The organism is Aliinostoc sp. HNIBRCY26 (assembly GCF_050235535.1).
GTDB lineage: Bacteria > Cyanobacteriota > Cyanobacteriia > Cyanobacteriales > Nostocaceae > Trichormus.
On the sequence record NZ_CP189852.1, the window covers coordinates 6,698,048 to 6,722,682 of the forward strand.

A 24,635-nucleotide genomic window follows, 5' to 3' on the forward strand; every position below is an offset into this window, starting at 1 on the left:
TAGCCTTTGTGATTTAAACTTCGTCAAGAAACCTACTACGAAGTATTTCAAGAAGCAATTGTATGTCTATCCCTGAAATTACACAGACGCTACTCGAAGCTAAGAAAGAAAAAGGAATCAGTTTTGTAGATTTAGAAAAAATTTTAGGTCGTGATGAAGTCTGGATTGCTGCTGTATTCTACCGTCAAGCTAGTGTGTCTGAGGAAGAGGCTAAGTTAATTTTGGATGCACTTGACTTAGGCCATGTCTACCTGCCAGAGTTAACTGCATACCCAGTCAAGGGATTGGGGCCTGTTGTTCCGACTGATCCTCTGATTTATCGCTTCTATGAGATTATGCAAGTCTATGGCTTTCCACTCAAGGACGTAATTCAGGAAAAGTTTGGTGATGGGATTATGAGTGCTATCGACTTTACTATGGATGTAGAAAAGGAAGCAGATCCGAAAGGCGATCGCGTTAAAATTACTATGTCTGGTAAATTTTTACCCTACAAAAAGTGGTAGTCTATAAAGACTCTCAACACATCACTTAAATTCACCACAAACAACAACCAGAACAATTATCGACTTTTCGCCCTATTACAAACAACAACACGGACAAGCCTATTTAGGGGATAGTCTGGAAATGATTACCACTATCCCAGACAGCAGCATTAACTTAATTCTGACTTCACCACCATTTGCTTTAACACGCCAGAAAGAATACGGTAACGCCAGTGCAGATAAATATATTGAATGGTTTTTACCTTTCGCGCAGCAATTTAAACGTGTTTTAGCTGAAAATGGCTCATTTGTTCTCGATTTAGGCGGTGCTTATCTTCCTGGTAATCCTGTACGCAGCATTTACCAATATGAACTTTTAGTCAGATTATGTCAGGAAGTCGGTTTTTTTCTCGCCCAGGAATTCTATCACTACAACCCGGCACGATTACCCACCCCCGCCGAATGGGTGACAATTAGAAGGATTCGTGTCAAAGATGCGGTAAACGTTGTTTGGTGGTTATCTAAAACGCCACACCCCAAAGCTGATAACAGAAAGGTATTGAAACCCTATAGCCACAGTATGAAGCGGTTACTCAAAAATGGCTATAAAGCAAAAATTCGTCCTAGTGGACATGAGATTTCTGAAAAGTTCCAAAAAGATAACCAAGGCGCGATACCGCCGAATTTATTGGAAATTGCTAACACTGAATCTAATAGTATTTATTTACGACGCTGTAAAGCAGCCGGAATTAAACCCCACCCAGCCAGATTTCCCCAAGGGTTTGCGGAATTCTTCATCAAGTTTTTGACTGATGAGGGTGATTTAGTGCTAGATCCGTTTGCCGGCTCTAATACTACTGGGTTTGTTGCTGAAACTTTACAGCGTCGATGGATTTCATGTGAGATAAATCAGGATTATGTTGTGGGAAGTCGTTATCGATTTGAAGATTAGTTAATAGTCAGTTAGTTAATGGCAATTATTTTAAATAACAGCAAGAATTTATAATTCAGCAGTCAACCGATTTTAGATTTGTAGGGGCGGGTGATCAGAGACATTCACGTTAGAAAAACAGATATTTTCTCAAAGCCGCCCTTACTTGAAATTCAATTACATCATCCGAAATTTAAAATCTAAAACTCGGAGGCTCAAAAGAATGGACAAGTTAGTGGACAAGAATTTAGGAAACTCTTGCTTGATTTAAGGTGTGAAAATCGTACACCAAATCATGCTTGATTTTAACTGCTGTTTTCTCGATGATAAATTTTTGCTGTTATATGGGCTGTGTAATAGGGACTATTAACTTTAGTCAGCAGATTTAGATTTCACCATTTACTTGCATTTGATGGACTTTATCTGCTAATTCTTGACGACTTTGATCATCAAGCTTATCTATCGCTAACATTCCCATGAGAATTACCTCTTTGAGAGTTAAACGGGTGGAATGTGCTTGTTTCTGCACTATCTCTTTAATAATTGGACTGACACCAATTGCGGTACTAGCTCTAGCCACAAAATTACAGGGAAAAACGATTACTTCGCATAAATCTTAGCACTTATTACCAGCTTATTCATCAATTGAATTGAATTTAAATATGTCAGAACAGGTGAATAAATGTTGCAATGCAGGAATTTACGTATATTGCAATAGTTTATACTGTAAATTTAATAACAAAAATCAGAAATATCATCTAGGAGTATTGATATCCAAAAATATGCTACTTCATCAACGGGATATGAGGTTTTCCGAGGATCTCATCTATATACTAGAAAATATACGCTTTAAAGAATTTGTAAATTGTCAGAGATAATATCGTTAACCCGGTTTACAGAAATATACATTATACATAAGAATGATATTTTAACCACCGTAAAATTTCCTGAATACGGACAATTAAGACTGTCAAAAGGAAAAGCACTAATAAGAGGAGAGAAACAGCGATGAGGGATTCTTATCTGTTGGCAGTAGGTTTGTTAACAGGATTGGCAATACCGGCATCAGCTTTTCCACAATTGTCAATTAAATCGCCGGATAAACATAATTCCCAATGGTTTACAAAACAAGACTCTCAGACAATCACAGATGCCCAGCATCACCTCAAACCTGATGTATCAACTCCAGAATTTAGCAGCAAATTATTACAAACAGAAGCAAATTTACAACCACAAACAAATCAAAAATTGTTGTCTCAACTGCTGAATTTTTCCCTACCAGAACTCAGCAGCCAAATTTTACCGGCTTCTGAAGCTTCTGAGCCAAGGGCTAGTGAGAAGAAACTTTTAACTGAACAAGATTTATCAATATCAATAGACTTATTATTTAATCCCAGTCATCAACCAGTAAATTTACTGTTAACTTCTGGCAATCAACTTTACTATCAAAGACTGGCAGCACTGAAAACAGGTCAGATTTACACCCGTGCCGACATTGAGCCAGAATTTGCAGAATCCAAGGGAAAACAGCAATTAACCTATGAAGATTGGAAAAGTTTACTAGCTTTAGAGGCGAAAGCGATCGCCCAAGGTCAAGGTAAAAATCGTCTCAGTATCTTAGTGGGTGATTCCTTGAGTCTGTGGTTTCCCAGGAAAAAACTGCCCACAGGTAAATTATGGCTAAATCAGGGCATATCTGGCGACACTTCTGGCGGCATAGTGAAACGATTAGGGGCATTTTCTCAAACTCGCCCAGAAGCAATTTATATCATGGCTGGGATTAACGACCTCAGAAAAGGTGTCAGCGATGAAACCATCTTGCAAAATCACCGCCGCATGATGCGTAGCTTAAGGCAAAATCACCCCAAAGCGCAGATATTTGTGCAATCTATTCTACCGACTAATGTATCCACAATCTCTAATAGTCGTATTCGTCAGCTTAACGTCAAAATCGCTCAAATTGCTAAACAAGAAGGAGTGAACTACTTAAACATTCATAACTGGTTTACCGATGCAGACGGCAATTTACGCTCAGATTTAACTACAGATGGCATACATTTGTCTGCTGATGGTTATGATGTATGGCGATTTGCCCTCCAACAAGTAGAATTCAAACTTTCTCAAACAAGAAACTGAGCATTTTAGGCGATTAAATAGCAGATTTATGGAAGCTACCGATAACGATTTTATTGCTATACGCTCCGTTATAGAAAGACAACTAGAAGCATTTCAAAAAGATGATGCTCAAACTGCTTTCGCCCTTGCTAGTCCTGGAATTAGAGAGCAGTTCCAAAATGCAGATAATTTTATGCGGATGGTAAGTATAAGTTACCCAGCCGTCTACCGCCCCCGTTCAGTATTTTTTGAGAAAATCACCACCATTCAAGACAACATTACTCAGCCGGTTTTATTACTAGCACCAGACGGTAAGCCCTTAAGAGCCTTATACTTCATGGAAAAGCAACAGGATGAATCTTGGAAGATTAACGGCTGTATTTTAGTTTCTGTGGAGGCGGAGACTATTTAGGTATTAGTCAATAGTCAATAGTCATTAGTCAATAGTCATTAGTCATTAGTCAATAGTCATTAGTCATTAGTCATTAGTCATTAGTCATTAGTCAGCACTCAACATCGGCTAAACGCCGTGCTACCGGTAACAGCACTCATTACTCACTTCTTGCACCTAACGTAGATACCCGTAGAAAGCCAATAGACAGCACAAAACTATAACAAGATTCAAATAAGGATAGATAAGTAAATTTAGTTATAAATAGAACGTAAATGCCGTAATATTGCGTAGAAAGTAAGATTTCCGCGTCGGCGGTTACTTTTTCGCCGAAGACATGGATATGTTTGCCTTTGATACTTAAAACATGAGAGAAAAGGCGTGAAATACTTGAATTAAACAAAGCACTGATTAATGCTTGCCCACGCCCAAAAACTAGTTTATAGCCTGAAAGAACTGATGCCAACGCAGTACCAGAAAGATAATTTAGAAGCTATGCTGGCATTATTTTTAGAGGCACAAGGACACCCATTACCCGAACACAGTCAAACAAAATCTCCAAGTGCAATCAGCCGATTTCTCAATATCAATCCTTGGTCAACTAGGGAGATGATTCGTGTTGTTCGTTCCACCGCATTACAAACAGTACTCAAGGTTTTAGCATCATCTGCTAAAGGAAGAAAACCCTTTTTACAAGTAATAATTGACCTAACGACTTTAGAGAAACGAGGTAAATTTCAAGAGTTTAGTGATTTAATCAGAGTCTACAATGGTAAACGCGGTTTGCATCTGGTCGTGGTTTATTTGGTAATTGGAAGATGCCGTATCCCTTGGAATTTTAGGGTTTGGAGAGGTAAGGGAACGCCTTCCCCTGCAAAGCTAGGACTGAAACTCGTGAAACGTTTACCGCAATCTTTAACTCAACATTTCCAGACAATTATTTTAGCTGATACGGCCTTTGGCAGTATAGAATTTCTTGAGGGTGTACGTCGTCTGAAATATCATGCTATTACTGGTGTATCTATTAGCCGTAAATTAGCAGATGGTAGACTTTTAAGACGCTTACATCAGCAAGGGCAACAGGTTTATCTGTTTGGGTTAAGCTTTCCTGTTACTGTTTCTTGGTATTACTTAAAACGCGATAATGGCAAACTAGAAAAACGTTTTATTTTATCTACTCGCCCGATTAAAGCTTCTACTCTTAAATGGTGGGGTAAGCGTCGATGGCAGATTGAGGGATGGTTCAAAACCGCCAAGCACCGTTTTGGTTTACATCGCTTTGGGCAAGGAACTCTGCTGGGTATGTATCGTTGGCTTATCCTTTCTCTCACTGCTTATCTCATAGCCCATTGGAGTTATCTGCATACTCAGTCAGCATCACCACCTGATTGGGGTCAAGCTGCACAACTAGCTCTTGAATCTATTTTCCCTCAATTAGTAGTGTATCTTCTTTTACTTAACATTGAACGCCTCACTCCTCTTGCACGTAGTTGTGGTTTTGACATTCATATTTCCAGGTGCAAGATGTGAGATTACTCATCACTCAGCACTCATCACTCAGCACTCATTACTCATTACTCATTACTCATTACTCATTACTCATTACTCATTACTCATTACTCATTACTCATTACTCAGCACTCAGCACTCAGCACTAACTCCCCACTCGATTGAGGACTTGGTTTAATTTGCCACTGCGATAGCCTTCTAAGTCTAGGGTGACGTAGAGGAAGCCAAATTCTTGGAAGGCGGTGACTATAGATTGTAAGTCTGTCATCAAGACGAAATCTTTGATTTTTTCTGGTGCTAGTTCGATGCGTGCCGTGTCGCCTTCGGAACGGACGCGCAAATTTTGCCAGCCTAGTTTGCGTAGGTAAATTTCGGCTCTACCGACGCGTTGTAATTTAGCTACGGTAATTTCCTCACCATAGGGAAAACGGGAACTCAGACAAGGTTGGGCTGGTTTATCCCACCACGGTAAACCTAAATGTTGGGAAAGTTGTCGGACTTCTAATTTGGTGACACCAACTTCTGCTAGAGGCGATCGCGCGCCTCTTTCTTTGGCGGCTTGAATTCCTGGGCGGTAATCGTGTAAATCATCGGCATTTACCCCATCCACCACATAGGGATAACCCAACTCTAAAGCTAAGGGTTTGAGGTGATCGTGCAGTTCACTTTTGCAAAAATAACAACGATTTACGGGGTTAGCGGTGTAATTGGGATTTTCCATTTCATGGGTTTGAATAATCTGATGCCGAATCCCAATCGTTGCGGCTTGAATTTTCGCGTCTTCCAATTCTTCTGGTAACAGCGAAGGTGAAACAGCCGTCACAGCCAAAGCGCGATCGCCCAAAACATCATAGGCAATTTTAGCGACTAAAGTGCTATCAACACCCCCAGAATAGGCAATTAAAGCCTGTCCCATCTCTGTAAATAAAAGTTTCAGTTTCTCTAGTTTTTCTGTCAGCATGATTGGTAGTCAATAGTCATTAGTCAATAGTCAATAGTCATTAGTCAATAGTCATTAGTCATTAGTTTTTCTTCCTCTGCCCCATGCCCAATGCCCCATGCCCAATGCCCCATGCCCAATCCCTAATCGGCCTGAATGTATTTTGCTACTAAATCAGCTAAGAGTGATAAGTCAATGGGTTTGGAGATATATTCGTTAAATCCTGCTGCAAGACAGATTTCGCGATCGCCTTTCATGGCCATGGCTGTTTGGGCTATAACGGGGATTTGCTGATATTCTGGGTTAGTCCGTAAGTGTTGGATTAACTCCAGTCCGTTGCTATCGGGTAGGCGTATATCCATTAAGATAACAGCTGGCTGCTTGTGGTTGAGTCCATCCCACATTTCTTGCTCGTTTTTTACCCAAGTTACCTGATAGCCTAATTTCGTCAGATGAATTTGCATCATTTGCCCATTAGGTAAATCATTTTCTATTAGTAAAATGTCTCTACAAGTGCTGGGAATGATGGGTAAGGGCTGTAAAGATGCTGGCGATTCTTCTTCTTGGATTTCTGGAGGGAGAACTGATCCTTGTGGCTTCAGTGGTAAAGTAATTGTGAAACGAGAACCGCTATTAATTTCTGACTCTACTTCAATATAACCTTGATGAATTGCTGCTAGTTTTTGAGTTACCGCTAAACCTAAACCAGTACCTTCATATTGCCCTGGTGAAGAATTAGGAATTTGAAAGTAGGGTTGAAAAAGTAGGGATAAATGTTCTGGGGATATCCCTGTGCCTGTATCCCAAACTGTAAAATGCACTAATGAATCTTGTTGTATCACTTTTAAACCTACAGTGCCTTTGCTAGTAAATTTCACAGCATTAAAGAGCAGATTCAAAAGCATCTGTTTGAGTCGTAAAGGATCAGCAACTAGGGTTATGACTTGAGGATCGATTTCCAAAGTTAACTTCAAACCCTTGTTACCAGCTTTTTCTTTCACTAGTGTGAGTATATTTCGACATAATTCCGGTACATCGACTTTTTCCCACTGCACTTCTAGCTGATTAGCTTCGATTTTGGACAGATCCAAAATATCGTTGATTAAAGCTAAAAGATGTTTCCCACTGGATTGAATGATGTTTAAATATTCGCGGTGGCGTTCTCTGGTGGGATCGTAGCCTTGGGCTAAAAGTAAGTGAGTAAAGCCGATAATCGAACTTAATGGGGTGCGAATTTCGTGACTAGTGTTGGCTAAAAACTGATTTTTAAGTTGATTTGTCCGTTGTAGTTCTTGATTTAAGTCGTGGAAATGCTGCGATCGCTCTTGTAAGCTTTGTAGATGTTGACAGTGAACCCATGCTTGTATACACTGCTGAACGGCTTTTTCGATAAACCGTAAGGTGGGCGCATCGGTGAGAACTTTCGTTTGGGCGTTGGGTTTGTTTGTACCTATGACTAACCACCCCAGCAACCCGACTGCTTCGTCAGATAATTTCCAAGCTTGGGGCGGTTGTTGAGTTGTTAAATCTTGTAAATCGCTGAGTGGAATTGCTGCTTCTAATTCTAAGTTTAGTTGTTTCCCATTTTTCAGTGTTAACTTCGCCACTGACGGACGAGATTTCACAGATGGTGGACAAAAAATATAGTAAACTTTACCAACTGTATCTTGCGGTTGGCACACAGCAACAGTTACGCCGCCACTGTTTAAAGCCGCGCCAATTTCATCCACCATAATTTGCCAAATTTCTGCTGCGGGATTGTCTTTGGTGACGACACCTTTAACTATCGCTAGCAGACAATCATTCAGGCGAATTTGTAGCTGGTTCAAGCGGCTTTCCAGCCATAACTCAGCCCGAAGTTGTGGGATTGTGGCATCTACCTGTGAGTTGTGTTCTGGTAAGCTTGAATACTGCTGCATGGTCAGCCAGACCGTGGGACAAGTTTAGTTACGCAAAAATTGCGAATAGGATGCTATGTATATTAGCTCACAATTCTTTAATGTCGATAAATCATAACTGATTAGTGTCGATAATCACCGTATAGCTAAAAACATTATTTTGAAATTAACCATTACACATGAATCTTAACTGACTTTTTTAGATAAAAACTGATGGATACACAAATTATTCAACTTATTGTCAATGGCATTGCTGTAGGAAGCATTATCGCTTTAGGTTCAGTCGGATTAACACTCACTTACGGGATATTACGGTTGTCAAATTTTGCTCATGGTGATTTTTTAACTTTGGGTGCTTATTTGACATTATTCGCCAATTCTTTGGGCATAAATATCTGGCTGTCTATGGTGTTAGCAACTGTAGGTACAGTCTTGGCTATGTTGTTATCAGAAAAATTATTGTGGTCAAAAATGCGCTCTATTCGTGCTAATTCCACAACACTGATCATTATCTCCATTGGACTGGCTTTGTTTTTGCGTAATGGCGTAATTTTGATTTGGGGTGGTAAAAATCAAAATTATGATTTACCTATTGCTCCAGCGTTAGATATTTTGGGTTTGAAAGTTACGGAAAATCAAATTCTAGTTTTGGCTTTGGCAGTGGTGGTAATTTTAGCCTTACATTATCTGCTGCAAAATACCAAAATCGGCAAGGCGATGCGGGCTGTGGCGGATGATTTAGATTTAGCGAAAGTGTCAGGAATTGATGTTGATCGCGTTGTGTTGTGGACTTGGGTAATTGCAGGCACACTAACATCCTTGGGTGGTAGTATGTATGGCTTACTGACAGCCGTACGCCCGAATATGGGATGGTTTTTAATTCTGCCTTTATTCGCCTCGGTCATTTTAGGAGGGATTGGAAATCCTTACGGTGCGATCGCCGCAGCTTTTATTATTGGTATCGTACAGGAGGCTAGTACCCCTTGGTTGGGTTCACAGTATAAGCAAGGTATTGCTCTTTTAATCATGATTGTGGTGTTGCTCATTCGTCCCAAAGGTTTATTTAAAGGAACGATGTGAGCAACACCATTGGGCAAACAGGGCAAACAGGGCATTGGTTATTCTTTTTCATACCCTATTGTCTAAGCCCCATGCCCAACCCCACTACTCGATGATGTGGAAGTAGTAAGCCGCTACCAACAAGTTAACAGCTAGTAACAATAATGCCCAACCTGTACGGAAAGTATAGGGTGGTTTAGCACCAGTTTGAGCAACGGCGGGGTTTTTGATTTTAGCCATTGTGGGATACTCCAAAAATGTCATGACTGTTTCAGAAATACCAAATAGAGAGACAATTTATCAAAATTCTTTAAAAATATTTGTGTGAGCTGGCGATACGGGGATTGGGGATTGGGGACTGGGAAAAAACTTCTGATAACATCTTTCCCTACACCCCCACACCCATACACCCATACACCCCTACACCCATACACCCTATATTCAAGCTCATGAATCAATTTATCTCACGAATGCAGGCGGTACAGTCGCCAATTATTCCCGTCGTTGGGGAGTTAATTCAAAGTTCTCCAGGGACAATTTCTTTGGGACAAGGTGTGGTTTCTTACAATCCTCCACCGGAAGCTATAGAACTTTTACCCCAATTTCTCAGCGAACCTACAAATAATTTGTATAAAGCTGTTGAGGGCATTCCGCCTTTATTGGCTGCATTGACGAAAAAATTAGTTGAATTTAATCACATTGCGCTCAACACAGATAATTGCATTGTGGTAACGGCGGGAAGCAATATGGCATTTATGAATGCGATTCTTGCTATTACTTCCCCTGGAGATGAAATTATTTTAAATACGCCTTATTACTTCAACCATGAAATGGCAATTACTATGGCTGGTTGTCGTGTGGTTTTGGTAGAAACTGATGAAAATTATCAATTGCAACCAGAAGCGATCGCACAAGCCATTACGCCCAAAACTAAGGCAGTTGTGACTATTTCCCCGAATAATCCTACAGGGGTAGTTTACTCAGAAAATTTACTGCGTCAAGTCAATGAAATTTGCCGCGATCGCCAAATTTATCATATTAGCGATGAAGCCTATGAATATTTTACTTATGACGGTGTAAAACACGTTTCCCCTGCATCATTTGTTGGTAGTAGTGAATATACAATTTCCCTGTTTAGTTTATCTAAAGCTTATGGGTTTGCTAGTTGGCGAATTGGCTATATGGTGATACCCAAACATCTACTAGTGGCAATTAAAAAAGTCCAAGATACTATTTTGATTTGTCCGCCAGTTATATCTCAGTATGCAGCCTGCGGGGCATTGCAAGCAAAACCTGAGTATTTACAAGAAAATATTGGTGCGATCGCCCAAGTCAGGCAAATAGTTTTAGAATACCTACAACAGCTACAAGGCTTATGTACCATCACCCCCGCTAACGGTGCATTTTATTTCTTCCTCAAAGTGCATACGCACATAGATGCTTTTGAATTAGTTAAACGACTTATTCAATCACATCAAATTGCAGTCATTCCAGGGACAACATTTGGCATGGAAAAAGGCTGTTATTTACGCGTTGCCTATGGCGCATTGCAAAAAGATACTGTGCAAGTAGGAATGGCAAGATTAGTTACAGGTTTAAAAACAATACTTAGCGACTAAAAAATGAGAAAATACAAATTATGGTGTTCAGTAGTTAATTGCTCATTATGCCCATTTTTAATAAACTCATTGAAATTGAAACCGCAACCGGAATTAATATTTTTAATATCACTCCCCAAATTAAGGATTTTATTGCAGAAACTGGCATTAAAAACGGTCAATTATTAGTATTTTCTCGACATACAACCACTGCTTTGGCTATTAATGAAGACGAAGAAAGACTACTAGACGATATCAAAGTATTTTTAAATAAACTTGCACCATCAACAGACCGTTATTTGCATAACGATCTACATTTAAGAATTGTGCCAGAAGATGAGCCGATGAATGCTCATTCTCACCTCATGGCAATGATGCTGAATAATAGTGAAATTATCCCTATTGCTGACGGTAATTTAGCTTTAGGAACTTGGCAATCAGTCTTATTCTTTGAATTAGATGGGGCAAGAAAAAGAACTGTCTTTCTACAAATATCAGGAGAGTAGGAAAGGCAAAAGGTAAAAGGCAAAAGATAATTTTGTTTTTCACTTACTATTCCCCATTCCCAATGCCCAATGCCCCATTCCCAATTAACCCAAGCTAAACTCCGTAAATTCTGTTTGTGTGAGTAACATATTTTTATCTATCGCTGACAGAACTTTATTATTCGCACTCTCCGAAGTTAAACAAAGACAAACCAATTCTGCTACATCAGCACGGTGAATACTCCCTACAATACGGGTATCTTCCGTTAACACAGCATTACCTGTTGGCGGTTCTGATTTCAACCCGCCAGGACGAACAATAGTATAAGTGAGTCCGCTAGTAATTAAATGCTGTTCGGCTTTGTCTTTTTCTATTAAAACGGGTTGTAATGCGTTTAAAGCTTGGGGAGGCAAAGCACCGACACTGTTACCCGTACCGATGGAAGTTACTAAAATAAATTTTTGGACATTCGCTTTGACTGCGATGTCAATCAGATTTTTGTTACCTATATAATCAGGTTTTTCGGTGTCTGAGGGCAACCCGCCTAATGTACTAATAACGGCGTTTACGGGTTTATCTGTAATCATTGCCCTTTCTAGATCATCAAAATTTAAGGCATCCCCTAAAACTACTTCCACGCCTATAGCTTCTAATTCGGCGCGGGATGTTTCATTTCTCAATAGTGCTGTGACAGCAATATTTTGTTGACGGAGGTAATTGGCAATTTCTCTACCAACACCGCGACTCGCGCCTACTAGGAAAATGTGAGATGTACTTGCCATATCAATTCAAAATTCAAAATGTAAGAAAGCTAGACACAAATAGTCTTGAAAAGCGCGTATTTGTCAGATTCTGTGGACAAAATGATTGAAAATGACAATTAATCACGCCCCCAGGATTGTATCAGAGGTTGGGGAGTATTTATACTTAACCCAAATGCGGGAGGTATTTTGATCAGCGATCGTGCGAATCTAGTTAATACCAAATTGGGATAGGTAGTATGGTTTCGAGATTCTGGAATCAGCCACGAATCTAGGCTTTTCATCCAAACTCCCAAATCTCAAATCTAAAATTGGTACAAGTAAATCCTCTGGGCAAAATTTATGACGCAACAATCACAGGAAGATGTCAGGGTTGCCGCTACTTCTAAAATTTGGGGAATGACGGTGGGGATTATCGCAATTTGTATTCCGCTTTCGGCGGTGACTCGTAGTGGGCCTATTTTACCTTTAGCTGCGATCGCAGGTGCAGCTTTTAGTACGGCAACGGTTTGGCGGAATGATGATAAAAAATCACCATCACAATCTTTTCCTGCTCAACGCATAGAGATATTAGAACAAAGAATTGCCAATTTAGAAACTATCGTTAGTAGTGATGAGTTGGATCTGCACACAAAAATTCAAACATTAGAAGCGAACAATATTTATCGTGTGCCGATTCAATCTTCCACCCCAGAAACTAAAACTTAAGATTTACTAATATGTATACTAAAACACAAAATAGTCCCGATAGCTATTAGTTTCTGTAACACGAAGTTACTTTTAAATCATCTTTGGGAGTCGGGACTGTCTAACCCTCTCCCATAATACTCTCCTTGAGAAATTTAACTGTTTCTAGGGCAACAGTATCTCATTGTTAAGATTAGTTAGAATTGTCGGACATCATTTAAATTCTCAATACTTCAGTCCCATTCTCAATCAAGGGTTTCAATCCTGTTGTATTGGATACTCTCTGCGAAATATACCTTTGATTGTGTTCTATTAGACTGCGAGGATTACGGAATTTTTAATTAACTAGAAGTTATAAACTTGAGTCATTGCATTGGTATAGCTTACCCTAAGTATGCAACATTGTGCCGCAGGAATGCAGATGGATTGGATTAGCTTACTCAAAGCTCAACAGGCTGACTTCCTTCAACGTGTGAAAAAACCCAAAACCTACGATTTATCTCTATTAGAAAGTCAGGTGAAAGGTTGTCACAGCGAAGTGATGGCATTTTGTGGGGAGGCTTTGGCGAAAATTACCGAATTTTCTCGCCAACAAGCCGAAGTCCTAGCAAAAAACCCGCCTCCCATACCGCCTGAGTATCCCGAACCTCCAGACTGGACGATCCCTTTTCCCACATATTTCCAGCAACAAGCCCAAGATTATATCTTGCGGGAGCAAATTGTCGATCGCATTATCAGCACACGTCTAGGAAAGTTACTGAAGAAAATTCCCCAAGATACTGTGCAGAATATGCTACTAGATGATGAAGGCAACTTGCGCGGTGAAAGTAAGTTTACTTACTTGTTAACAGATAACCCAAAAGTCAGCGTACAGGTTTATGTTGCTGATGGTGAAAGTTTTAATGGCATTAAAAAAGATAGAATTCGCTGGACAGTTACCCAAGATGATTTAATCAATCATCAAGTCTTAATGTTCCTGTGTTTGTTTTATCCATCCACCGGAAAATTAGGTTATGAAAAACAAGCTGTAATTGCAGGTTTTTTACCTAGTCATCAAGTCGGATTAACAGAACCAAAATTGTATGTTACTCCCAGCAATTTGTTATATGCAGGGGGTTTAAGTTGGTATTTAGAATCACTTTCTTGTAAAAAAGATGTGCAGCAAGATACCTTACCTATAGTTATTGAGAGAACTATACCCGAAACAATTCAGACTATATCTTCAGATCATCCAAAAAAAGAAATTGTTGGTGATTGGGAATGCTGGCAAACATTAAGAGGACATACTAAAGGGATTAATTGTCTAGCTTTTAATTCTAAGCATGAAAACGGCGTGGTTGTACCAATTTTAGCGAGTGGTAGCCGTGGCGAAACCAAGTTATGGGATTTAAGTAAAGGCGATTTAATTGATACTTTGTCAGAATATCCTTGGGTGATGTCTGGACTCATTGATGAGGTGAGTTCCCTGGCTTTTAGTGCTGACGGACAGATGTTAGTTAGCGGTGGTGCAGATTCCACAATTAAAATGTGGCATACCGGCGCACTAGATTTAATTGATATTCTGCACAAACATCACGGTGTGGTGCGGTGCGTCGCCTTTACACCCGATGGACGAATGTTAGCGACTGGTGGCGATGACAGAAAAATCTTGTTTTGGGATTTGATGAGTCGTCAGGTAAAAGCTATTTTATCTTTAGATGATACAGCTGCCCATTCGTTAGCTTTAAGTCGGGATGGACAAACCTTAATCACAGGCAGTTATCGTAAAATCAAAGTCTGGCATACCTCAGAGCCTTGGAACAGTAAAAATGTCAAAGACAAAGAACCCCTACATACTCTCATAGGTCATGCTCACATAGTCCGGGCTTTAGCAATTAGTAAAGATGCTCAATGGCTGGTGAGTGGTAGTTGGGATCAGACAATTAAAATTTGGCATTTGGAGAGTGGGAAATTAATTCGCACCCTCAAGGGACATACAGATAAAGTGTATGCGATCGCCCTGAGTCCTGATGAACAAATTATTGCTAGTAGCAGCGCAGATCAAACTATCAAATTATGGCACTTTGACTCTGGCGAGTTATTAGCTACCTTTACAGGACACACTGATATTGTCACATCCCTGACTTTTACCAGTTCCGGCGAGATGTTGGTAAGCGGTAGTTTGGATAAAACCATCAAAATTTGGCAAAGGAGTTAGAATTTTCTAGCTTTGAACCTCAACGATGAGCCTTTGAACCTCAACAATGAGCCTTTGAACACCAATCACCAGGTTAAAAACTTGGTGTATATTTAGCTGTGTAAAATTACTGCTAAATTAATAGACCAGTCCTAAATAAAAATTAGGTACAAAAAAATGGTAGAACGGAAATTTAACAGTTTACCGTTGGTCTACCATAATGAAAAATCCACTCCATTATATACATAAGTATCCAAGCCGCACCAAGCAAATATTAGGAATTAGTTACGACCAATTTTTGTTGTTAGTACAACAAGCTGAATTAATCAATCAAAAACAATTAGACGAGGTAGAGCGAAACAAAGTCCGTATTAACGCACGTGGAGGAGGACGTAAACCGAAATTAACAAGTGAAGAATCGATTTGTTTGTGTCTTTTTTATTTAAGACATCTGCCCACATTTGAAGTTCTAGGAATGCAGTTTGATGTCTCAAAAACCGAGGCTAATAGTACGTTTCATTATTGGATAAAAATCTTCCGAATAATTTTGCCTTCCAGTTTACTAGAAGAAGTTGAAAATCAGGAAAGTGATTTAATAATCGTACAAGAATTATTAACAGAGTTTGAGTTAATTGTGGATAGCATGGAGCAGCCAAGAGTTAGACCAGGAGACAATCAGGAGCAAAAACAATATTTTTCTGGCAAAAAGAAACAACACACCTTTAAGAATCAAATTATCTCCATGCCCGCAGCCAAAGAAATTGTTGATGTAGTCGTAGGGATGAAAGGCCCCACCAGTGATATTTCTTTGTTCCGTAATCAGCAACAGAAGTTCAACTCTCAACAATCATTTAAAGGTGATAAAGCCTATATTGGTGGTGAAAACATATCTACTCCTCATAAAAAGCCGCGAAATGGTGAATTAACTGCCGAACAGAAAACCGAAAATCAAGTGTTTTCTAGTAATCGTGTTTTTGTTGAACACATGATTAGAGTTATCAAAATTTTTTGGGTAGCATCAGAAAGATTTCGTCTGCATACAGATATATATGAGCAGATAATTCTCACTGTATGTGGTCTGGTTAGACTCAGAATTGGTTCTCTCATTTTGCCACCTTTATCCTAGTCCTTAAAAATCTGGGTTTTATAGATTCATTCTCCAACTTTTTTTGGGCTATACTATCACTAACTATCTCTATCCCTCATTATGACGTTGACTCTGGCTTTTACTGAAACTATCTCTAAGCCAGGCACAGGCTGCTTTTTAAATTTTCGGACAAGTCTAATGACTATTGACTAATGACTATTGACTAATGACTATTGACTAATGACTATTGACCATTGACCATTGACTAATAAAATCTTGGTGTGTAAAAAATACCAATATTTTATGCGAATTTCTACACAATATCGTCAATGGCTACTGATTTTCCTGTGTGTGATTGCACTTGTAGCGGCTTGTACGCCATTTTTGCTGGAAAAACGCAACCAGCCAGCTAGTCCACATAATGCAATTATCTTTGTGGCGGATGGTCTGCGTCCTGGGACTGTTAATAGTACAGATATGCCAACTTTGTCTGCAATCCAACAGCAGGGCGTAAATTTTACTAACACGCACTCATTATTTCCCACTTTTACCACAGCTAATGCTTCAGCGATCGCTACCGGTCACTATCTCGGCGACACTGGCGATTTTAGCAATGTGATTAAAGTCAAAGCACCTGTCAAAAGTGCCAAAAATAGCCTAGTTCCTTTTTTGGAAAATAACGCTGTTCTTAAGGAAGTTAACCAACAGTTTGGGGCTAATTATCTGAATGAAACCTCTTTACTCGCGACGGCGAAAGCCGCAGATTTCAGTACCGCAGCCGTGGGAAAAGTCGGCCCTGTGTTAATTCAAGATGTCACCCAAGCCACCAGCACACCCACAATCATTATTGATGATGCAACTGGAACATCAACAGGAATTCCCCTCAGTCCAGAAATCACTACACTATTAACCAAAAATTCTCTCCCCCTCGCCACTCCGAAACGGGGCGAAAATAGCAAATCTGGCGATAAAGAAACCCCAGGGACAAAGGTAGCTAACACTATTCAACAGCAATATTTTGCGGATGTGACGACTAAAGTTATCTTGCCTTTATTTCAACAACGTCAAAAACCTTTTGTCTTAGTCTACTGGTCGCGTGACCCCGACGGTACACAACACAATCAAGGTGATAGCCTCAATCAACTGATCCCTGGTATTAATGGTGCAACTGTGCAAGCGGCAAGGCAAAATGTAGACAAGAACTTGGCGCAAATTGAGACTGCACTTCAGGATTTAGGTTTAGCCGATACTACTAATATATTCGTCACGGCTGACCACGGTTTTTCAACTATTAGCAAGGAGAGTAAAACTAGTTATGCGGCGAGTCTCTCTTATCCAGATGTTCCTTCTGGGTTTCTCCCCCCTGGTTTTTTAGCTATAGATTTAGCCCACGGGTTAAAGTTATCTTTATTTGACCCAGATCATCAAAATCATCCCGTTAACCCCACCCAGGGACAGCATCCGCAAAATGCAATTATCGGTCAACAACCCAACCAAGCAGAAGTTATAGTGGCTGCAAATGGCGGTTCGGATTTAATCTACTTACCGACAGGAAGTAAAGCTTTGGCAAACAAGATTGTCGAAGTGCTGCTACAACAAGATTATGTTAGTGGTTTATTCGTTGATGATGCTTTGGGTAAAATTCCTGGGACTTTATCTTTAAGTGCTGTGATGTTGAAAGGAACAGCACTTACCCCCATCCCCTCAATTGTGGTGAATTTTCGTTCTTTTGATACTGGTTGTGCAGAACCAACAGCTTGCGGTGCGGAAGTGGCGGATACTACTTTACAGCAGGGTCAAGGAATGCACGGAAGCTTTAGCCGTGCTGATACTTACAATATTATGGCTGCGATCGGCCCTGATTTTAAGTCAGGATATCAAGATTTAGCTCCCGTTAGTAATGCTGATGTCGCACCAACTTTAGCGCAAGTGGTACATCTGAAGTTAATTAACAAAGGTAAATTAGTAGGTCGAGTGTTAAATGAAGCTTTAATTGGTGGAGATTCAAACTTAAAATTTAGTCCCAAAATTTTAGAGTCTCAAACGGCTGCTAATGGCTTAAAAACAATTCTCAAGTATCAAATTTTGGATGGGTTACAGTATTTTGATACCGCAGGATTTCCCGGTCGAACTTTAGGAGTGGAAAAAAGCTGATGGTTGTACGGACGGGTTTAACTAAAATCTCTGTTTGAGGGCTTAAATATATACCAAAACGCGCCACTACTGATTTTTTGTCTTTGATTTTCCGGATTTTAGATTTTCAATCTGGGATTTGGGATTTTAGATTAAATCCCAAATCTCAACTTGGTTTCACCTAAGATTTTTTGGGTGCTTTTACTTGGGCTTCTATTGTTACACTTTTCACACCTGTAACTTCTTTAACTAATTTTTCAGCTTTTGCTAGTTCTGCTTTAGAAATAGCTGTACCTTTAATAATAACTTCACCATTATTATTTTCGATGACTAATTTATTACCTGGTAAACCAGTCGCTAGCTTTTTACTGATAGCGGTTTTCAACTCTGCGTCAGCTTTGCTAATTGCAGCTTTATCAGTGGTAGTTTTAGCTTTAGTATCTGCACCACCGATGGGCAGAATGGTTGCTTTATCAGTAGATTTTGTAGTTGTATCTGTTGTGGTTTTTTTGACATTTATACTGGGAGTATTAGTAGTATCCGCAGCATTTTTAGCACCCTCTTCACAACCAAAAGTCCCAATCAATAAGCAACCACTAATTATCAAGGTAACTAGCTTTTTCATGTTTATCTCCTAATTAAACAACTGAGGCGGTTAATTAATGTGTGTTAGCTTGATGAGCAAAGGTTTGCAGCCGAGGAAAGTTGAAATTGGGAATATTTGCAGCAATCCCAGATAGCTGTATCTAGCAACTTATTCGTCTGTTAATGATTGAAATCCGCAAGTTTATCAGGAAAGGTTGAAATTATTGACAACCTTGTAATAATTAAAATATGAATGCGTAATTTAGGGCTTTTCTTGATATCTAAAAAGTCTGTTAAACCAACTAAATGTAAAAATAAAACCAATAAATTTACTGATATATTTGTGTATAATCCTGCGAATTCGATATTCATTAAACTATAAAAGCTAGAGGAAAGCCAAAATTCTTCTCCTCTAGCTTCTAATAATTTAATTACTCGTCTATTGATTGATTTTGACTATCTTTCCATCGTCCAGCTTTCTTTACTGCTTCAGTCAACAGATACTCAATTTGTGAATTTACACTTCTTAATTCATCGGCTGACCATTTCTCCAGTAGTTCATACAGCTTTTCATCTACACGTAACAAAAATCGTTTTTTTTGTCCCATTGATTAGTTATAAAGTGTGCCAGTATTAATAACAGGTTGGGCGGTTTGCTCAGAAGTTAACACCACCAATAAATTATTAATCATTGAGGCCTTACGTTCATCATCTAAATCAATCATTTGTTCTTGACTCAGACGGTTCAAAGCTTCATTCACCATACCCACAGCACCTTCTACAATTTGCCGTCGTGCATCAATTAAGGCTTTGGCTTGTTGTCGTCTCAGCATCATTTGCGCGATTTCTGGCGCGTAGGCTAAATGGGAGAGTCTCGCTTCAATTACTTCTACGCCTGTGACTTCCAAACGGGCTTGGAGTTCTTTTTGCAGGGCTTGAGCAATTTCATCGGGAATACCCCGCAAAGACGGTGTGGCTGTATCATCGGTACTATCGTAAGGATAACGTATAGCTAACGCACGGATAGCAGTTTCACTTTGGATAGCGACAAATTCTTCATAGTCATCAACAGCAAATTTTGATTTAGCTGAGTCGAAAACCTGCCAAACCACAACGGCTGCTATTTCGATAGGGCTACCTTCCGCATCGTTGACTTTGATGATCTTACTGTTGAAGTTACGCACCCGCAACGAAATCTTTTGTTTACTAGCAAAGGGATTTGTCCACCAAAAGCCCGATTCTCGGACTGTCCCCATATACTGCCCAAAAAATACCAAAACTACCGCTTGATTGGGTTCAACGGTAAAAAATCCTGATAAAGACGGAATAACCACAATCAAAAGTGTAGCAGTCAACCAAGCGACTAACTCGGCAACAGTATCATCACCACCGATGAAATCAGTAACTTTCAGTCCTCTGGCTAATAAAGTTTCTAGTCCCGTAATTCTAGACCAAATATACCACCCACCTACAAGGGCGATCGCTCCTACCACCGCCAACATGATAAAGCCGTTGACTTTGAACGCTGAAAATTCCTTGATTTTCCGTTCCATAGTTTTTCTCAACCCATATTTATATCAAAGTGATATCACGATAGTATCACAAATCTAAAATTGCCACATTTTCTTAAAAGGGGAACGGGAAAAGTCAAATTCTGGAAATCTGGCTTGAGCTTGTGAAGTAAATTTATGATGTAAGCACTCTGCAACTAGAGGTCACGATTATGTAATCCCTTGGTTCAATCAAATTCTCAATTATTGCGAATGAACATAACTCATTCGTCAAACCTCGCTACGTCAAGATTTTGATTGCTGTTACCAAGGTAAGAAATCATGGAACAAATCTATAAATATCCGCGTACCCATCACATCGAGGGTTCGCGGTTGCAACCTGGGGATGAAGACCTCGATAGTATCCCCTTTGCAACTATCAAAGAAAAGTATGTAGTGGTTGAAGAAAAAGTGGATGGCGCAAACGCCGCTATCAGTTTTACGGCTGATGGACAACTCCGACTGCAAAGCCGAGGACACTATTTAACAGGTGGTGCAAGAGAAAAGCATTTCAATCTGTTTAAGCAGTGGGCGTATACTCACACAGGCACGTTTTGGGAAGTTTTGGGGAGTCGTTTTATTCTGTTTGGGGAATGGCTGTATGCGAAGCACACAGTTTTTTATGACGCTTTACCCCACTACTTCTTAGAATACGATGTGCTGGATTTAGAAAATCAAGTATTTCTTAGCACTCAACGCCGCCAGCAGTTACTAGCCGGACTACCACTAGTTTCTGTACCCATTTTGTTTACTGGTGAACTGCAATCCTATAAGCAATTGTTGGGTTTATTGGGTGAATCTCACTATCAAACATCTGCATATCTAGAAAATTTCCGCCAGATTTGTCAACAACAGGGACTAGATGTCGAACGTTCTCTCCAGCAAACTGACCAAAGTGCAGTAATGGAAGGTTTATACATCAAAGTTGAGCCAGGGGATACAGTAACAGCACGTTATAAATATGTGCGTTCCAGCTTTTTAACTACCATTCAACAATCTGATGGTCATTGGCTAAATCGTCCGATTATCCCCAATTTGCTGCGTTCTGATGTGAGCTTATTTTGAATGGTTTGTAGTAAGGACTTTAGTCCTCAGATTTCTCAGGACTAAAGTCCTCACTACGAACAAATATTACTAGAATTTGAGGAAAGGAATATGAATTGGACTTTTCCCTATTGTCCAGATGCAAACGACTGGACAATAGATTGGACTGGATTAGAAAGAGAATTTGATTGGTTGCGATCGCTGGCTGATTGTCCCCAAGACCCTCGTTATCACGCTGAGGGTAATGTTTTAGTTCATACAAAATTAGTGTGTGAAGCATTAGTAAATTTACCACAATGGCGAACCTTAGCACCCACAGAACGTTCAGTGTTATTTGCTGCGGCTTTGCTACATGATGTTGCTAAACCCACAGCCACCCAAGTAGAGACCGATGGTGCTATCTCCTCTAAAGGTCATGTCCTCCAAGGTGCAAAGATGACACAATCAATTCTTTGGGATATGGAAGTTCCATTCCATGAACGGGAAGCAATTGTGGCTTTAGTGAAATACGGTAGCTTACCTTTATGGTTTTGGGACAAACCCAACCCCGAAAAAGCCGTGATTAAAACTAGTCAAATCATCCGTTGTGATTGGCTGAGTTTATTAGCTGAAGCCGATGTGCGGGGGCGATATTGTGACGACCAAGCCCAGTTATTAGAAAGGATTGCCTTTTTTCGAGAATATACCCAAGAAAACCAATGCTTTGACCAACCGCGCCCCTTTCCCTCAAATCATAGTCGGTTTATTTATTTTCAAAAAGAAAATGGTCATCCAGACTATGCAGCCTATGATGATACTTGCTTAGAAGTAGTGATGATGTCAGGATTACCAGCTGCGGGGAAAGACACTTGGATTCAAGAAAATCTCCCTGACTGGCGAGTAATTTCTTTAGATGAACTCAGACAGACAATGAAAATTGCACCAGACGCAGAACAAGGCGCAGTGGTGAATGCAGCTAAAGCCTTAGCCAAAGACTATCTGCGGAATGGACAATCTTTTGTCTGGAACGCTACTAATATTAGCCGCCAGTTAAGAGGTTCACTAATTCGCCAGTTTGCCAACTATCAAGCAACAATTCGCATTGTTTACCTAGAAGCACCTTGGGAGGAATTACTGACCAGAAATCGCGATCGCCCTGCTCAAGTCCCAGAAAAGGTACTCTATAAAATGAAGAGTCGTTTAGAAGTCCCCAATATCACTGAAGCACAGGTGGTAGATTGGATAGTTGAATCAAGGGGTGTAGGGTAGACAAGGTAGAATTTCTTATACCAATTCGCAATTCGCAATTCGCAATTCGCAATTAAAAAACCTAGATGCAGCAAGATTTTCAAGGTTTAAATCTGTATCAGATTTTTCGTGAAATGGTATTACCCTATTTCCTATGCCCAATTCCCAATACTCAAATGATGATAATTGCTCACTTTTTGGCTATTTGTATAGGTGTGAGTTTGGGCTTAATTGGCGGTGGTGGGTCGATTTTAGCTGTACCCATCCTAGTTTATGTGCTGGGAGTGCCAATTAAGTCCGCGATCGCCATGAGTTTAGTAACTATCGGTGCTGTTAGTTTAATTGGCATCATTCCCCACTGGCTACAAAACAATGTCAATTTTCAAACAGCCCTTTTATTTTCTCCTGGGGCAATGGTAGGTGCTTACATGGGGGCGCGTCTAGCTACTCTCCCCATAGTCACACCAGTTTTACAGCATCTTTTATTTGTGGTGGTGATGTTTGTAGCTGCCTATGTGATGCTGCGTAATAGCCAGAACAAATCATCAGCAAATCTAGAGTTAGATGTCATTCCCAATGGTGTTGATGCACAACTGCTAACTGCTGAAGTCAACTCCTCACCTAGCTTTTATGAACGTATTCCCCAATGGTTAGCAATTCCCACGGAAGGTTTTGGGGTGGGAATTCTCACGGGACTAGTGGGAATTGGTGGTGGGTTTATGATTATCCCGACTTTAGTAATTTTGGGTAACACACCCATTAAAGAAGCCATTGGGACTTCTTTAGTGATTATGACCTTTAAATCCATTACAGGCTTTGCGGGATATTGGGGTCATGTTCCCATAGATATTGACTTAATGCTGACTTTTACCCTCGCCGCAGCTATAGGAATGTTAATTGGTGCTTACTTAACCAAATTTGTTGAAGCACAAAAATTAGAAACAGGTTTTGCCTATTTTGTCATAGCGATCGCCATTTTCATGTTATTCAAATGGTGATTAACACCCAACAGGGAAATCCCCATTCCCCATGCCCCATTCCCGTCTTTACCTGCGAACTACTACCAAAGTTCCTGGAGAAGCCCAATTGAAAAGCTTGCGGGCTTGTTTGACAGGTAAATTGACACAACCATGACTAACTGGAGTCCCAAAGCGATTATGCCAATAAGCCCCGTGAATGGCATAGCCTTGGTAAAAGTACATAGCGTAAGGAACATCGGGAATATCGTACCCTTGTCCGCGCATCCGGTTAATACGGTATTTGGAATTAATTCTAAATTTACCCGTAGGTGTAGGTGTAGAACTTTTGCCCGTAGAAACGCGGAAAGAATATACTAATTTATCTCCTTCCCAAGCAAATAGACGCTGTGCTGATAAATCAATGACAATTCGTCTAGTTTGGGATGCTGCTTGAATATTAGAAGTGGCGATACTACTACCATCGGCTAAAGCTGCTATGGCTTTGGGTGTATGAGGATCAGCTATAGTTGGTGCTAACCCAGATAGCAAAGCTGCCATCATAATCACTACACCAGTGAAGAGTTTTCCTGCGCCAAATCTTGTGCTATTGTGAATCCCATTTTGCATACTGCACCACCTTCTTATGCTGCTAAAGTCATCAATTCCTAAGCTTTTGATTACGAAAAATTGAGGTTTCAAAACATGAAACTTGATGTTTCGGACTGTAGAGTGTTTTGATTTACCATCTAGAGAAAGCTAGGATTTACGCAGATTGCTGAGGCAGACAAACAAATACTTTGTTCTATATTTCCCTTCATTTTAATTTATGCTGATTCCGGAAAAACATAGTGATTATCTTGCTTTGGATATATTCACAAAGATTTAAACAGTATGCAGGCAATTTAAAATTGTGGATTGGTAGAGGCAGTTTCTGAGATACATTCACTTTGTAAAAACAGATTTTTTAAAACCCTCACTTACTGTTCTGCTTGAAAAATCTATAAAGAAATGAATAAA

24 protein-coding genes and 1 pseudogene are annotated in these 24,635 nt (G+C 39.9%); 15 read left to right on the forward strand and 10 right to left on the reverse strand.

Going from position 1 to position 24,635, the window contains the following annotated elements; genetic code table 11:
* The first annotated feature begins 62 nt into the window (after window positions 1–62).
* Window positions 63–503 carry a cyanase gene (gene cynS, locus ACQFX9_RS28220; RefSeq protein WP_427159827.1) on the forward strand — a complete coding sequence of 147 codons (441 nt, stop codon included), beginning with the start codon at window positions 63–65 and terminating at the stop codon, window positions 501–503.
* A 121-nt stretch (window positions 504–624) separates the two neighbouring features.
* The gene (locus ACQFX9_RS28225) at window positions 625–1,434 is read left to right on the forward strand and encodes a DNA-methyltransferase (protein WP_427159828.1); all 810 of its coding nucleotides are present in this window, start codon (window positions 625–627) and stop codon (window positions 1,432–1,434) included.
* A gap of 364 nt (window positions 1,435–1,798) precedes the next feature.
* Here the strand turns inward: ACQFX9_RS28225 and ACQFX9_RS28230 are convergent, their stop codons facing one another.
* On the reverse strand, window positions 1,799–1,993 hold the full coding sequence (locus ACQFX9_RS28230) for a hypothetical protein (protein ID WP_103139438.1): 195 nt from the start codon (window positions 1,991–1,993) through the stop codon (window positions 1,799–1,801).
* A gap of 428 nt (window positions 1,994–2,421) precedes the next feature.
* On the opposite strand from ACQFX9_RS28230, the gene ACQFX9_RS28235 reads away from it, so the two are divergent.
* Both ACQFX9_RS28235 and ACQFX9_RS28240 read left to right on the forward strand, forming a co-directional pair.
* Entirely contained in the window at window positions 2,422–3,549 is a 1,128-nt protein-coding gene (locus tag ACQFX9_RS28235; RefSeq protein WP_427159829.1) for an SGNH/GDSL hydrolase family protein, read from the forward strand.
* A 28-nt stretch (window positions 3,550–3,577) separates the two neighbouring features.
* Window positions 3,578–3,940 (forward strand): DUF4864 domain-containing protein, encoded by a 363-nt coding sequence (locus ACQFX9_RS28240; protein ID WP_427159830.1) that lies wholly within the window; start codon window positions 3,578–3,580, stop codon window positions 3,938–3,940.
* Between the two features lie 139 nt (window positions 3,941–4,079).
* On the opposite strand, the gene ACQFX9_RS28245 is transcribed toward ACQFX9_RS28240, so the two are convergent.
* Window positions 4,080–4,322, reverse strand: a complete 243-nt coding sequence (locus ACQFX9_RS28245; RefSeq protein ID WP_427159696.1) for a hypothetical protein — start codon at window positions 4,320–4,322, stop codon at window positions 4,080–4,082.
* An 11-nt stretch (window positions 4,323–4,333) separates the two neighbouring features.
* Between ACQFX9_RS28245 and ACQFX9_RS28250 the strand changes: the two are divergent.
* Window positions 4,334–5,392 (forward strand): annotated as a pseudogene (locus ACQFX9_RS28250) (transposase); the annotation flags it as partial.
* Between the two features lie 181 nt (window positions 5,393–5,573).
* Here the strand turns inward: ACQFX9_RS28250 and larE are convergent.
* Complete coding sequence (gene larE / locus ACQFX9_RS28255; RefSeq protein ID WP_427159831.1) at window positions 5,574–6,389, reverse strand: ATP-dependent sacrificial sulfur transferase LarE; 816 nt, start codon at window positions 6,387–6,389, stop codon at window positions 5,574–5,576.
* Window positions 6,390–6,511: 122 nt separating this feature from the next.
* Window positions 6,512–8,287: a hybrid histidine kinase/response regulator HrmK gene (gene hrmK / locus ACQFX9_RS28260; RefSeq protein WP_427159832.1), complete on the reverse strand. Its 1,776-nt coding sequence runs from the start codon at window positions 8,285–8,287 to the stop codon at window positions 6,512–6,514.
* 192 nt (window positions 8,288–8,479) lie between these two features.
* Here hrmK and ACQFX9_RS28265 point away from each other — a divergent pair, with 192 nt between their 5' ends.
* Window positions 8,480–9,346 carry a branched-chain amino acid ABC transporter permease gene (locus ACQFX9_RS28265; RefSeq protein WP_427159833.1) on the forward strand — a complete coding sequence of 289 codons (867 nt, stop codon included), beginning with the start codon at window positions 8,480–8,482 and terminating at the stop codon, window positions 9,344–9,346.
* A gap of 84 nt (window positions 9,347–9,430) precedes the next feature.
* Here the strand turns inward: ACQFX9_RS28265 and psaX are convergent, their stop codons facing one another.
* Complete coding sequence (psaX, locus tag ACQFX9_RS28270) at window positions 9,431–9,565, reverse strand: photosystem I protein PsaX (protein WP_103140841.1); 135 nt, start codon at window positions 9,563–9,565, stop codon at window positions 9,431–9,433.
* A gap of 209 nt (window positions 9,566–9,774) precedes the next feature.
* Between psaX and ACQFX9_RS28275 the strand changes: the two genes are divergently transcribed.
* Entirely contained in the window at window positions 9,775–10,944 is a 1,170-nt protein-coding gene (locus tag ACQFX9_RS28275; protein WP_427159834.1) for a pyridoxal phosphate-dependent aminotransferase, read from the forward strand.
* Window positions 10,945–10,991: 47 nt separating this feature from the next.
* Window positions 10,992–11,429, forward strand: coding sequence for a secondary thiamine-phosphate synthase enzyme YjbQ (locus ACQFX9_RS28280; RefSeq protein WP_427159835.1), 438 nt, complete (start codon window positions 10,992–10,994; stop codon window positions 11,427–11,429).
* Between the two features lie 84 nt (window positions 11,430–11,513).
* Here the strand turns inward: ACQFX9_RS28280 and ACQFX9_RS28285 are convergent, their stop codons facing one another.
* Window positions 11,514–12,191 carry an SDR family oxidoreductase gene (locus ACQFX9_RS28285; RefSeq protein WP_427159836.1) on the reverse strand — a complete coding sequence of 226 codons (678 nt, stop codon included), beginning with the start codon at window positions 12,189–12,191 and terminating at the stop codon, window positions 11,514–11,516.
* A gap of 321 nt (window positions 12,192–12,512) precedes the next feature.
* Between ACQFX9_RS28285 and ACQFX9_RS28290 the strand changes: the two genes are divergently transcribed.
* From ACQFX9_RS28290 to ACQFX9_RS28305, 4 genes are all read left to right on the forward strand, one after another.
* Window positions 12,513–12,878: a hypothetical protein gene (locus tag ACQFX9_RS28290; RefSeq protein ID WP_427159837.1), complete on the forward strand. Its 366-nt coding sequence runs from the start codon at window positions 12,513–12,515 to the stop codon at window positions 12,876–12,878.
* Between the two features lie 373 nt (window positions 12,879–13,251).
* The gene (locus tag ACQFX9_RS28295; protein WP_427159838.1) at window positions 13,252–15,054 is read left to right on the forward strand and encodes a WD40 repeat domain-containing protein; all 1,803 of its coding nucleotides are present in this window, start codon (window positions 13,252–13,254) and stop codon (window positions 15,052–15,054) included.
* A 199-nt stretch (window positions 15,055–15,253) separates the two neighbouring features.
* On the forward strand, window positions 15,254–16,159 hold the full coding sequence (locus ACQFX9_RS28300; RefSeq protein ID WP_427159839.1) for a transposase: 906 nt from the start codon (window positions 15,254–15,256) through the stop codon (window positions 16,157–16,159).
* Between the two features lie 222 nt (window positions 16,160–16,381).
* The gene (locus ACQFX9_RS28305; protein WP_427159840.1) at window positions 16,382–18,274 is read left to right on the forward strand and encodes an alkaline phosphatase family protein; all 1,893 of its coding nucleotides are present in this window, start codon (window positions 16,382–16,384) and stop codon (window positions 18,272–18,274) included.
* Between the two features lie 160 nt (window positions 18,275–18,434).
* On the opposite strand, the gene ACQFX9_RS28310 is transcribed toward ACQFX9_RS28305, so the two are convergent.
* The 3 genes from ACQFX9_RS28310 to ACQFX9_RS28320 form a co-directional block, all read right to left on the reverse strand.
* Window positions 18,435–18,878, reverse strand: a complete 444-nt coding sequence (locus tag ACQFX9_RS28310) for a BON domain-containing protein (protein ID WP_427159841.1) — start codon at window positions 18,876–18,878, stop codon at window positions 18,435–18,437.
* Between the two features lie 391 nt (window positions 18,879–19,269).
* The gene (locus ACQFX9_RS28315; RefSeq protein ID WP_157943315.1) at window positions 19,270–19,446 is read right to left on the reverse strand and encodes an Arc family DNA-binding protein; all 177 of its coding nucleotides are present in this window, start codon (window positions 19,444–19,446) and stop codon (window positions 19,270–19,272) included.
* Window positions 19,447–19,449: 3 nt separating this feature from the next.
* Window positions 19,450–20,391 (reverse strand): SPFH domain-containing protein, encoded by a 942-nt coding sequence (locus ACQFX9_RS28320; protein WP_427159842.1) that lies wholly within the window; start codon window positions 20,389–20,391, stop codon window positions 19,450–19,452.
* A gap of 279 nt (window positions 20,392–20,670) precedes the next feature.
* On the opposite strand from ACQFX9_RS28320, the gene ACQFX9_RS28325 reads away from it, so the two are divergent.
* The 3 genes from ACQFX9_RS28325 to ACQFX9_RS28335 all read left to right on the forward strand — a co-directional run bounded on the left by ACQFX9_RS28325 (window position 20,671) and on the right by ACQFX9_RS28335 (window position 23,657).
* Window positions 20,671–21,453: an RNA ligase family protein gene (locus ACQFX9_RS28325; RefSeq protein WP_427159843.1), complete on the forward strand. Its 783-nt coding sequence runs from the start codon at window positions 20,671–20,673 to the stop codon at window positions 21,451–21,453.
* Between the two features lie 90 nt (window positions 21,454–21,543).
* Window positions 21,544–22,680, forward strand: coding sequence for an AAA family ATPase (locus ACQFX9_RS28330; protein ID WP_427159844.1), 1,137 nt, complete (start codon window positions 21,544–21,546; stop codon window positions 22,678–22,680).
* Between the two features lie 65 nt (window positions 22,681–22,745).
* The gene (locus ACQFX9_RS28335; RefSeq protein ID WP_427159845.1) at window positions 22,746–23,657 is read left to right on the forward strand and encodes a sulfite exporter TauE/SafE family protein; all 912 of its coding nucleotides are present in this window, start codon (window positions 22,746–22,748) and stop codon (window positions 23,655–23,657) included.
* A 48-nt stretch (window positions 23,658–23,705) separates the two neighbouring features.
* On the opposite strand, the gene ACQFX9_RS28340 is transcribed toward ACQFX9_RS28335, so the two are convergent.
* Window positions 23,706–24,245 (reverse strand): L,D-transpeptidase, encoded by a 540-nt coding sequence (locus ACQFX9_RS28340; protein ID WP_427159846.1) that lies wholly within the window; start codon window positions 24,243–24,245, stop codon window positions 23,706–23,708.
* Between the last annotated feature and the right edge of the window lie 390 nt (window positions 24,246–24,635).